The sequence below is a fragment of the Flavobacterium sp. LHD-80 genome (genome assembly GCF_030929605.1).
Taxonomy (GTDB): domain Bacteria; phylum Bacteroidota; class Bacteroidia; order Flavobacteriales; family Flavobacteriaceae; genus Flavobacterium.
In genome coordinates this window covers 99,130-111,510 of the sequence record NZ_JAVFVS010000001.1, presented here as the reverse complement: position 1 = coordinate 111,510, position 12,381 = coordinate 99,130, and the positions used below count along the sequence as shown (strand labels likewise).

General features: G+C 34.8%; 9 protein-coding genes. 5 read left to right on the top strand and 4 right to left on the bottom strand.

Translation table 11 applies throughout. The features are described from left to right. The first annotated feature begins 160 nt into the window (after positions 1-160). Complete coding sequence (gene uvrB / locus RB619_RS00445; protein ID WP_308092687.1) at positions 161-2,152, top strand: excinuclease ABC subunit UvrB; 1,992 nt, start codon at positions 161-163, stop codon at positions 2,150-2,152. On the opposite strand, the gene RB619_RS00440 is transcribed toward uvrB, so the two are convergent. Then, positions 2,149-2,550 (bottom strand): TerB family tellurite resistance protein, encoded by a 402-nt coding sequence (locus RB619_RS00440; protein ID WP_308092682.1) that lies wholly within the window; start codon positions 2,548-2,550, stop codon positions 2,149-2,151. The genes uvrB and RB619_RS00440 overlap by 4 nt on opposite strands. A 54-nt stretch (positions 2,551-2,604) precedes the next feature. Between RB619_RS00440 and RB619_RS00435 the strand changes: the two genes are divergently transcribed. From RB619_RS00435 to RB619_RS00425, 3 genes are read left to right on the top strand one after another with little or no spacing between them, the layout of a single operon-like run. Next, positions 2,605-3,408 (top strand): alpha/beta hydrolase-fold protein, encoded by an 804-nt coding sequence (locus tag RB619_RS00435; RefSeq protein WP_308092680.1) that lies wholly within the window; start codon positions 2,605-2,607, stop codon positions 3,406-3,408. Positions 3,409-3,437: 29 nt separating this feature from the next. After that, entirely contained in the window at positions 3,438-4,448 is a 1,011-nt protein-coding gene (locus RB619_RS00430; protein ID WP_308092677.1) for a dipeptide epimerase, read from the top strand. 1 nt (position 4,449) lies between these two features. Then, positions 4,450-5,472 (top strand): aminotransferase class I/II-fold pyridoxal phosphate-dependent enzyme, encoded by a 1,023-nt coding sequence (locus RB619_RS00425; protein WP_308092675.1) that lies wholly within the window; start codon positions 4,450-4,452, stop codon positions 5,470-5,472. Positions 5,473-5,561: 89 nt separating this feature from the next. Here the strand turns inward: RB619_RS00425 and RB619_RS00420 are convergent, their stop codons facing one another. Continuing rightward, positions 5,562-7,013, bottom strand: coding sequence for a SusD/RagB family nutrient-binding outer membrane lipoprotein (locus RB619_RS00420; protein WP_308092672.1), 1,452 nt, complete (start codon positions 7,011-7,013; stop codon positions 5,562-5,564). Positions 7,014-7,021: 8 nt separating this feature from the next. Continuing rightward, the gene (locus RB619_RS00415; RefSeq protein ID WP_308092668.1) at positions 7,022-10,207 is read right to left on the bottom strand and encodes a SusC/RagA family TonB-linked outer membrane protein; all 3,186 of its coding nucleotides are present in this window, start codon (positions 10,205-10,207) and stop codon (positions 7,022-7,024) included. 298 nt (positions 10,208-10,505) lie between these two features. Here RB619_RS00415 and RB619_RS00410 point away from each other — a divergent pair, with 298 nt between their 5' ends. Continuing rightward, positions 10,506-10,970, top strand: a complete 465-nt coding sequence (locus tag RB619_RS00410; protein WP_308092663.1) for a DUF1456 family protein — start codon at positions 10,506-10,508, stop codon at positions 10,968-10,970. Positions 10,971-11,168: 198 nt separating this feature from the next. On the opposite strand, the gene sucC is transcribed toward RB619_RS00410, so the two are convergent. Beyond that, positions 11,169-12,362, bottom strand: coding sequence for an ADP-forming succinate--CoA ligase subunit beta (gene sucC / locus RB619_RS00405; protein ID WP_142449779.1), 1,194 nt, complete (start codon positions 12,360-12,362; stop codon positions 11,169-11,171). Positions 12,363-12,381 lie beyond the last annotated feature (19 nt).

The following is a 12,381-nucleotide window of genomic DNA, read 5'->3' as shown; positions in this document are numbered from 1 at the left end:
AATATCAGTAGAAAAAAATATCAATCAAACCGATTGTCCCGTAGGGACTACACTACATAATAAATTCGTAAAATCCACGTAATTCATAGCAACCCTATTTAGCTTTTTTATAGAATTCAAACTTCGTATCTTTACAAAACTAATCTTTCATCAGTAAGAAATGAATTTTCAAGTATCCTCAGAATATAGTCCAAAAGGAGATCAGCCTCAAGCCATACAAAAACTAGCACAAGGTGTAGTCGATGGAGAAAAATATCAAACTTTATTAGGAGTTACGGGATCTGGAAAAACATTTACTGTTGCAAATGTTATTCAGGAAGTACAACGTCCCACTTTGGTTTTGGCACACAACAAAACTTTGGCTGCGCAATTGTATTCAGAATTCAAGCAGTTTTTCCCAAATAATGCAGTTGAATACTTCGTTTCATATTACGACTATTATCAGCCGGAAGCTTTTATGCCCGTAACAGGCGTTTTTATTGAGAAAGATTTATCTATCAATGAAGAGCTGGAAAAAATGCGTTTAAGTACCACTTCTTCCCTACTTTCTGGACGTCGTGATGTTTTAGTTGTTGCTTCTGTTTCCTGTTTATATGGTATTGGAAACCCTGTAGAATTCAAAAAGAATGTTATCGAAATCACTAGAGATCAAGTTATTTCAAGAACAAAATTATTACATAGTCTGGTACAAAGTTTATACGCCAGAACAGAAGCCGATTTTAATCCGGGAACTTTCAGAATAAAAGGTGATACGGTTGAAGTATATCCGAGTTATGCTGATGATGCGTATCGAATTCATTTCTTTGGAGATGAAATCGAAGAAATTGAAGCATTTGATGCCAAAACTTCACAAGTAATTGAGAAATTTAAAAGACTGACGATTTATCCGGCCAATATGTTTGTGACTTCACCAGAAGTGTTGCAAGGTGCAATTTGGGAAATTCAGCAGGATTTGGTAAAACAGGTTGATTATTTCAAAGAAATAGGAAAACATCTAGAAGCCAAACGTTTGGAAGAAAGAACGAATTTCGATTTAGAAATGATTCGGGAATTAGGTTATTGCTCTGGAATCGAAAATTATTCTCGTTATCTTGACGGAAGACAAGCCGGCACAAGACCTTTCTGTTTATTAGATTATTTTCCGAGTGATTTTTTAATGGTTGTTGACGAAAGCCACGTTACCGTTTCTCAGGTTCATGCCATGTACGGAGGCGACCGCAGCCGTAAAGAAAATTTGGTTGAATATGGTTTTAGATTGCCCGCTGCAATGGACAACAGGCCTTTGAAATTTGAGGAATTTGAAGCTTTGCAAAATCAAGTAATTTACGTTTCGGCAACTCCTGCCGATTATGAATTACAAAAATCGGATGGAATTTACGTTGAACAGATTATTCGTCCAACAGGACTATTAGATCCTGTTATTGAAGTTCGCCCGAGTTTAAATCAGATTGATGATTTGATCGAAGAAATTCAGGTTCGATGCGAATTAGACGAACGCGTTTTGGTTACAACTTTGACCAAAAGAATGGCCGAAGAATTAGCCAAATATTTGACGAAAGTGAATATTCGTTGTCGTTATATACATTCAGAAGTCGATACTTTGGAGCGTATTGAAATTATGCAGGATTTGAGAAAAGGTATTTTTGATGTTTTAATTGGTGTAAACTTGCTTCGTGAAGGTTTAGATTTACCCGAAGTTTCATTGGTTGCGATTCTTGATGCCGATAAAGAAGGTTTTTTAAGAAACCACAGATCGTTGACTCAGACAATTGGTCGTGCAGCGAGAAACTTAAATGGAAAAGCCATTATGTATGCTGATAAAATTACAGCCAGCATGCAAAGAACCATTGATGAAACGAATTATCGAAGAACAAAACAGATCAATTTCAACACCGAAAATAATATTACGCCTCAGGCTCTAAATAAAAAAATCGACAGTGCATTTACTAAAAATCCTTTGGTAGAGTACGAATTAGGACACACGCTTCCTCAAGCGGCCGAGCCAGAAACAGCCTATTTATCAAAAACGGAATTAGAAAAAATGATTCGCGAAAAACGAAAATCAATGGAAAAAGCAGCAAAAGAATTAGACTTTATGCAGGCCGCTAAACTTCGTGATGATATTAAAAAACTTCAGGAACAGTTATCTTAATTATGCTGTTCCTGAAAAACTTTAAGTAATTTATTAGGGTCGATTATTGCGTTCGGCGAATTCTTCATCAAATCTAAAACTCGTTTTACAGCAAGTGGATTCAATCCCATTTCAATCGCAATTTGATGAATTGCCTTAGCTTCTTTTTCATGTAGAATGCCATCGCAGTGCATAATCAGAGCCAAACGATAAAATTGCTGAATACGCTGAAATTCCGATCGTATTACTTTTTTAGGATGTTCTTGATGGAATAAATCCTTAAATTCTTCTTTACTGACACTCAACTCTTCCGCTACAATCCAAAGAAATTCCAGCTCACGTTTATGCAAATGCCCATCTATAGTGGCAAAGGCAATCATTTCTAAAAGTAAACTTCTTTTTTCTTCTTGGGTATTCATCAAATTTGTTATTTTTAGCTAAAATATTACTTTAAATCTAAAACACAATAACTAATGATTCGAGGATTCTTCTTTTTTATTTTATTGTCGCTGGCGAATATCGCAAATGCGCAGGAAAGCACGGCATCCAAAAACGTTTCCACTTTTACCATTGAATCACCACAGCTTAAAACCACAAAAAAAATATGGCTTTATCTTCCTGAAGGTTATTCGGCTTCAGTCAAAAAAAGATATAGTGTGATTTATATGCATGACGCTCAAAATTTATTTGATGCCAAAACCTCTTTTGTTGGCGAATGGAATGTAGATGAAAAACTGGATAGTTTGAAAGCTCCTGTTATTGTAGTAGGAATTGAACATGGAAATGAGAAACGCATTGACGAATTAACACCTTATAAAAATGAAAAATATGGCGGAGGAAAAGCTGATGATTATGTTGATTTTATTGTAAACACATTAAAACCATACATTGATAAAAATTACAGAACGAAAACCAAAGCTAAAAACACTACCATTATGGGAAGTTCCCTTGGTGGCTTGGTTTCCTACTACGCAGCCGTAAAATATCCACAAGTTTTTGGAAATGCGGGAGTTTTTTCACCTTCTTTTTGGTTTTCAAATGAAATTTACACTTTCACAGAAAAGTCGCCAAAAATCAAAACCCGATTTTACTTTTTATGTGGCGATAAAGAAGATGAAAATATGGTAAGCGATTTACATAAAATGGAAAAACTATTAGACAAAAACCGTTGTTACTGCCTTCATCTCAGCAAAACAAAAATTGTAAAAGGTGGCGAACATAATGAAAAACTTTGGCGAGACGGCTTTGTAAAAGCAGTTCTTTGGCTTGGTTATTGAGCGAAAAAATAAAAAAAACAGCATAACTTATGAAACTAATTTTAAGAGAGTATAACTTAAAACTAAAACATACTTTCACGATTTCACGAGAATCTATTGATTTTCAACCTTCACTGATTGTCGAATTACAGAGCAATGGTTTTTCTGGTTTTGGCGAGGCGACTTCAAATCCTTATTATAAAACAACAGTTTCAATGATGATGGCCGATTTGGAAAAAATCAGAGCTATTATTGAAAATTCAGAAATTGAAACACCTGATGTTTTTTGGTCCAAAATTCATCCGTATTTAAAAGACGACATGTTTGCTTTATGTGCGCTTGATTTGGCTTACAACGATTTATATGCCCGAATTAAAGGCAAAAAATTATACGATTTGTGGAATTATACCACAGAGAAAAATCCGCTGACAGATTACACAATCGGGATTGCTTCTATTGAAAAAATGGTTTCTAAAATGCAGGAACTTCCTTGGCCTATTTACAAAATTAAATTAGGAACTAAAGAAGATATTGCAATTGTAAAAGAACTTCGTAAACATACAAATGCCATTTTTAGAATTGATGCCAACTGCGGTTGGGGCGTTGAAGAAACGATTAATAACGCTGTTGAATTAAAGAAACTTGGCGTAGAATTTCTAGAGCAACCAATGAAAGCTGACAATTGGGAAGGCCATAAAGAAGTTTTCAAACATTCGGTTCTTCCAGTAATTGCTGATGAAAGCTGTATTATTGAAGAAGATGTGGCAAAATGTTTCAATCATTTTCATGGTGTAAATGTAAAACTGGTAAAGTGTGGTGGCTTGACTCCAGGAAAACGAATGATTGAAGAAGCTAAAAAATTAGGCTTAAAAACAATGGTTGGATGCATGACTGAATCAACAGTTGGAATTTCTGCTATTGCTCATTTACTTCCACAACTTGATTATGTTGATATGGACGGCGCGCTACTTCTGTCTGAAGATATTGCAACGGGCGTAACGATAAAAGATGGTGTTGTAAATTATTCGAATCTGAACGGAACCGGAGTTACACTTCTTTAAAATGAAAGTCGAAAAATTTCCTGACCGAATTATCGAAATTGACCAAGAACAGTATTTGTATTTTGGCGGAACCGCTTATTTGGGACTTCCAACAAATGTAACATTTCAGGATCTTGCTATAAAAAATATTCTAAAATGGGGAACTACCTATGGCAGTTCAAGAACGGCAAATATTCAATTAACGGCTTATGATGCAGGTGAAAAGTTTTTAGCCAATCATATAGGATCCCAAAGTGCGGTCACAGTTTCTTCAGGAATGCTTGCTGGAAAATTGGTTGTCGATTTAATGAAAAAACAAACCGATTGCTTTTTTCATTTTAATGATATCCATAATGCAATTTCAATTGAAAACAGCTCTCCGTTATTTGTAAATAACAAATTAAACGAACGGTTATTGGATTCCAAATCAGAGAAAATAACGATTCTTACTGATGGCGTTCCTTCTTTTGAAACAAAACCGATTGATTTATCGTTCTTAGAATTAATTCCAAATCATAAAGAAATCACATTAATTGTTGATGAATCGCATTCGCTCGGAATTGTTGGTGAAAATGGTGTTGGAATTTATTCTTCTGTTTCATTTCCAATTAAAAGAAAAATAATGGTTTCTTCACTCGGAAAGGCATTTGGTTTAACTGGAGGAGTTATTGCAGGCGATTCTGATTTTATAAAAGAAATTAAAGAACAGGAAACTTTTACAAGCGCAGCAGGAATGAATCCTGCTTTTGTACAAACACTTTCTGATGCTGCTGAAATTTATAAAATACAGCATCAAAAACTTAAAGACAATTTAAGTTATATTGATTCGATTTTAGTCAAAAACAGCAATGTCAAATTTGATAAAAACTATCCTTTAATTTACCTTTTGTCAAATAAATTGGTAGAAAAACTAAAGCAAGAAAAGATAATTATTGCGAGTTTCAAATATAAAAAAGAAGCCGAACCTTTAAATCGAATTGTTATAACGGCAAATCATTTAAAAGAAGATTTAGATAAAATTATTGCTGTTTTAAATGCACATTAATTCATGACTATTTCAAAATAGAAAGTAAAAAAGAGGAAATCTCAATATTGAGATTTCCTCTTTTTTGTTTAAATGATATTACGATTAAATTAGTTAGCCCACCACACTTTTGTTTCCATTTTGTCTGCTCCTTGAGCAGCAATTGCAGCATTGTAATTTTCTAAATTCAATGTTTTCACACTCGCTCCGTAAGCTTGTCTTTGCGGAATTGTTGCAGAGCCAATCGCTCCAGTAGGAACAGTTAGAGCAACAGCGTCAGCCCCAAATCTTCTCCATTCATTCCATCCTTCATAACCTTGCATATACAAAGCAATATGTTTTTGGTAAGCAATAGATTTTAAGTTTACGTAAGGAAATTGCAAAACATAAGCATCAGCCGCAGCAGTTGTAACTCCCCATTGCGCCATAGAGGCTCTAATTCCTTCAGCATAAAAAGTTGCTGCTGAACCCGGAATCCATCCTAAAGATGCTGCTTCAGCTTTAGCAAAAGAAACTTGTGCATAAGTATAGAAAAATGCAGAAGCGGTTTTATTTTTGATAATAGTATTCGTTATAAAAGAATAATTTGCAACAGTTGTATTTCCTACAGCCGAAGTAAGACCACCTTTGTAAATTCCACCACCATTAGTCGCTTTTTCTGCAAATTTTGCCAATCTAGGATCTTGTGGCGCAAGATTTGTTCCTGTACCAATCAATAAATTTACAAAAGGTTCACTTACTAAATAGTCTGTTCTAGTTTCAAAACGGTCTTCCCAAGGATTATCATAAGCCTCATCAGTAATATAAGGGTATGTAAAGTTTTGTAAATTTGAAGCAATAGTTCCAGCGTTTAAAGCTTCAACAAATTTTGTTGCAGCATAACCTCCCGCAGCCGGAAATCTTTTTGATAAGCGCATCGCCATGTTTAACTTTAAAGTATTTGCAAAACGCTTCCATTCAGACATCTGAGTCGCTTTTGTGGTAAAAATCACATCGCCTTTTGGTCCTGCACCAGCATCCATAAGCGCTACTGCATCAGTAAGATCTTTAAACAATCCATTATAAATAGCTTCTTGTGTATCAAATTTAGGAAATGCATTATCTAACCCTTGTAAAGCTCCAGTGTAGGGTACCATTCCCCAACGATCTGTCATATGCTGAAAAACATAAGCTTTCAAAATCATTGCTACAGCAATTTGATTATTGTTTGAACCATTAGCTAATGCTGCTGCAGCTGTTGCAGCATCTTTGTTTAAATTTATAACAGCTTGCAAGTTGTTTAGAACAGATACATAATTGCTGGTATATTCAAAATTTACTACGTCATAAATCGTTTCCTTAGGATATTGTCCATTTGTGATATACTGTACATAACAAAGTGGTTCAGTAGCAGTAAGAATAGGCGACATTGATCTTTCGGCTCCTGTAAGTAACGAAGCTGTATTTGCGACACTAGGATAATTTGGGTTTAAGTTGGTATCGCCAAAATCAGCATTATCACAAGAAACTGATACCAAGGCAGTTGTTAGTGCTAAAATTGATGTTATTACTATTTTTTTCATTTTCATAATTATAAAGTTAAAACAACATTTAAACCAATAGATCTAGAGTTTGGCAATTGGGCCGTTTCTATAAATGGTGTAGTTGATGTATTATACGATTGAAGTTCAGATGGATCTATATCACGATTTGTTGCATAAATCAGCCAAAGATTATTTGCATAAACAGCAATATTAATTTTCTGGAAAGGTGTTTTTTGCAAAGTACTTCTATCCAAAGTATATCCAAATCTAAGCGTTCTTAATTTTACATACGATGCATCTTCTAAGAAAGGCTCAGTGATTGCTCTAATGTTTGACCAATATGTTCTAGTACTCACACGATAAGCAACATCAGCACCAGTTGTAGCATCTACACCTTCTACCAAAAGTCCTCCTGAAGTTGGAGTTACTGCAGAATTCAGCATTGCACCTGTAGCAATACTCGCGCCAGTAGTAGCGTTTACAATAGGATCTCTTTTTGGATTTCCTAAGTCATTGTCGCCAACTGTTTCAATACCCACTCCTGTTCTATTAATCAATGAGTTAGAAACAGAATAGTATTTACCACCTTCTTGGAAATCAAATCCTAAACTTAAATCAAAGTTTTTGTATTTAAACGAAGTGGTAAGACCTCCAGTATAGTTTGGCAAAACATTACCTAAAAATACACCCAATTCTCTAACATATGCTCCAGCAGTAGTTAACTTTGGTTTTCCGTTTTCATCTCTTGCAATTCTACTTCCGTAAATAGATCCCCATTTTTCACCCACTTGCTCAACTAACTGAACGTTACCCATGTTTGAGTTTCCAGACTGAATAATATTTCTTGTAATTCCTGGAGCAATAGCTACTACTTGTCTGTCAAGAGTTGAATAGTTTGCACCAATATTCCATTCAAAACTATCAGTTTTAATTGGTGTTCCAGACAATGCAATTTCAAAACCCTTGTAAGTTTGTTTTCCTCCGTTTAGAAAAACGCCACCAATTCCTGTTGAAGCATCCAAATCTACTCTATAAGGTAATTCATTATCTAATCTGTCAAAATAAGAAACATCTAATGAAAGTCTATTATTAAAGAATTTCAAATCTACACCATATTCTTTTTCTTCACGATTTCCACCTTTCAACCTTGGGTTACTAGGTGTTGATTGTGTTGATGAAATTGGATAAGTGCCATAAGCCGTTCCGATTCCGTAAATAGGGCTTGTTAAATAAACGCCAGGAAACTGAGGCGCCATTGCATAACCAGCTCTTAATTTACCAAATGTGAAAATGTTATTTTCTGGAATAAATTTAGAGAAAACGAAACTTCCAGAAATACCGTAAGTTGCTAATTTATTATCGTTTACATCTGCAGTAGAAGCAAAATCATTACGATAAGAACCATCAACATACAAGAAATCATCGTAACCTACAGAAGCTGTTAAAAAATAAGCACGATTTTTTGTTCTGTATCTTTTATTATCAATAAGCGGCGTTCCTACAGAAGTACTGATGCTGTAGAATCCTTCTGAAACCAAACCTCCAACAGTACTACTGTTCATGTATGTTCTATCATAAAATTGATATTCGAAACCTAAATTTCCTGTTATATCAAATTTGTTTATTTTCTTTTTATAATTTAAAATACCTGAAATTTCATCTTTATTAGTGATTTGAAGACTTTCCTCATAAGAAGGAACTTCGGCACCGCCCCAAGCTTTGTAGATATCATAATAATTGTTTCCAATATATGTTTTTCTAAGCTCTACAGTAGCTGCCAAATCATCAATAATTTGGTAAGAACCGCCAATTTTACCATTGAACGATTTTTGGTCTTCGTTATTTGGTTGCTCGTATTGATCAAAAAATGGAGAATTCCAACCTATAGATTTTCCATTTGTTGGGCTCGTTCTGTTCCAAGTTACAATTTTACCATTCATACGATAATTTCTTAAATCGTCCATGTTTAGTTGTCTTTGAAACCATTGTCTTAAACTCGCAACCGCTGGTAAGATTAAGTTTTTATCATTATATCCTGTAGTTTGTCTATCTTGAAATAAAACAGTTGAGAATACTTTGAATTTCTTACTCAAACTAGCCTCCATAGTCAGGTTTACATCATACTGTGTTCTTGCTGTATTTGGTACAATACCTTCTTTATCAGTTCTAGTGATACCAAAGTTTATAGAATAATCTTCACCACCTTTACTAGCAGACAAACTAGATCTTCTCGTAACTCCAGTATTGTAAAAATCTTTGACATTGTTTTTGTTTGGAGAAAAAGGAGTTAATTTACCAAATTCTGGAGTACCTTCTTCCCAGCTATTCCAAGCACGTACCATTTGACCTTGCATTCTTGGCCCCCAACTTTCGTCAGCAGTATAATCTACAATTTCTTGACCATTAAAAGCGGCGAAAGATGCTGGATCTGTTGCTGAATTATAAGTATATTTTGGAAAAGTTTGAGAATAGCCTCCACCGTACTCATTTTGAAATTCAGGCAATCCATAAGCATTTTCTAATGAAGAACTTACATTAAACTCTACTGTTGCAGCGCCTTTTTTCCCTCTTTTTGTTGTAATTACAATTGCACCGTTTCTACCTTCTGGTCCGTAAAGTGCCGTTGCAGACAAACCTTTCAAAGTATTGATACTTTCGATACTTTCTGGGTTAATATCACCAATAGCGCTTACTTTGATGTTATCAACTACATACAATACACCTGTGTCTCCACGAAGTCTAAGCAAAGAGGTTCTAAAATCCCCGCTTGGAGAACCTTGAAATTGAACACCTGCAATTTTTCCAGCCAAAGCATTATTAATATCTGTTTCTCTCACCGTTACAACATCTGCAACTCTTACTTTTTGCGTAGCATAACCAAGTGATTTTTCACTTCTCTTAAGACCTAAAGCGGTTACTACAACTCCGTCAAGCTCTTTTGCATCAGAAAGCATCTTTATATTTAATGCTGTACCAGCTACAGTAGCTTTCGTTGATTTAAACCCGATATATGAAAAGACTAAAACAGAACCATTATTGGCACTAATTTGATAATCTCCGTCAAATCCAGTCGTAGTTCCGTTTGAGCCTCCCTCTTCTTGAATGTTAACTCCTGGCATAGGCATTCCTGTCTCATCAGTTACTGTTCCTTTGACCGTTATTTTTTGCGCAAACAAAATGCTCGAAGCAAATAAGAACAAAACGAATGAAAAGATAAAATTCTTTTGTTTCATAAACTTTAGTTAATAAATGGTTAATAAATTGGTTCGTTAGAATTGCAATTTAACATTTTATATCATTTAAATGCGTTTTTATAAGAAAAAACATGAAAAATTTTCTTAAAAAACGCATTTTACCGCAATAAAATGCATGAATCAGCAAAAACAACAACTCAACTATCAAATAATCAATTACTTACATAGCTTAAAACACTCTTAATTTTAATTATAAGAAACAAAAATCATCACAATTAAAATTTAGCGTGAACAACAATTGTAACAGATTGTACCGTACCTTTGTAAAAAATAAACGATGACAAATAACGATATACTTAAAAAACTTCGCGTGGCCTTGATGCTCCGTGACGATCAAATAGTTGAAATTTTAGAATTAGTAGATTTCAGAATTTCAAAATCAGAATTAGGTGCTTTTTTTAGAGCCGAAGATCATCCTAACTATATGGAATGCGGCGATCAGGTTTTACGTAACTTCCTGAACGGATTAGTGATTCATTTAAGAGGAACAAAAGAAAACCCGAAAAACCCGAATGATGTTTTAGCAAAACATAAAGCTGAAATTCCGAAGAAAGAAACTTCTAAAGAAAGGCCAGAATTTAAAGCTGCTCCAAAAGATTCAGAAAAATATAGAGGTGATCAAAGTGCATCAAAATCAGGTTCATCAGCTGGAAAACCTAAAAAGAAAGCATTCCCAAAAGGAAATGGAAAACCAGTTGTTGTTGAGAAAGTAGTTTTCAAAAACGGGAAAAATAAAAAATAATTTTAACCGCAAAGTGCGCTAGGAATTACGCAAGGTTCGCAAAGTTTTTATTTATAAAGCTTTGCGAACTTTGCGTTTATATAAAGTCTTGTAAATAAAAATTCTTTGCGCCCTTTGCGGTTAAATTAATTCCACACCAAAAAAAAAAATCCCTTCAAACATGAAGGGATTTTCTATATAAATTGATTTCTTATTTAATTAAGAAAGCGCAGCTTTTACTTGGTCAGCAGCTTCTTGGAATTGAACTGCAGATAAGATTGGCATACCAGAGTTGTCAATTAATTCTTTTGCAATTTCAGCATTTGTTCCTTGCAAACGAACGATAATTGGCACATTGATAGCGTCTCCCATGTTTTTGTAAGCATCAACAACACCTTGAGCAACACGGTCACAACGAACGATACCTCCGAAGATGTTAATCAAAATAGCTTTTACGTTTGGATCTTTCAAGATAATTCTGAAAGCTGTTTCAACACGTTTAGCATCAGCAGTTCCACCAACGTCTAGGAAGTTAGCAGGCTCAAAACCAGCGTATTTAATTAAATCCATAGTTGCCATTGCAAGACCAGCTCCGTTTACCATACATCCTACAGTACCGTCAAGGTCAACATAGTTAAGACCAACTTCTTTAGCTTCAACTTCGATTGGATTCTCCTCACGGATATCTCTCATTTCAGCATATTTAGGTTGTCTGTATAAAGCGTTATCGTCGATGTTAACTTTAGCATCAACAGCTAAGATTTTGTTATCAGAAGTTTTCAAAACTGGGTTGATTTCAAACATTGAAGCATCAGAACCAATGTAAGCATTGTAAAGTGCATCGATGAATTTCACCATTTCTTTGAAAGCATTTCCAGAAAGACCTAAATTGAAAGCAATTCTTCTAGCTTGGAAACCTTGTAATCCAACATTAGGATCAACTTCTTCAGTAAAGATTAAGTGTGGAGTATGCTCAGCAACTTCTTCGATATCCATTCCACCTTCTGTAGAATACATAATCATATTGCGTCCTGTACCTCTATTCAATAAAACAGAAACATAAAACTCAGAAGTTTCGCTTTCTCCAGGATAGTAAACATCTTCAGCAACTAAAATTTTGTTTACTTTTTTACCTTCAGGCGGAGTCTGAGGTGTGATCAACTGCATTCCGATGATTTGTTCTGCTAACTCTTCAACTTGCTGTAAGTTTTTTGCTAACTTAACTCCACCACCTTTTCCACGGCCACCTGCGTGAATTTGTGCTTTTATTACGTGCCATCCTGTACCAGTTTCGGCAGTTAATTGTTTTGCAGCAGCTACAGCTTCAACCGCATTATTAGCCACAATTCCGCGTTGAACGCGTACTCCGTAACTTGCTAAAATTTCTTTTCCTTGATATTCGTGTATGTTCATAATATAGAATTTGTCTGGT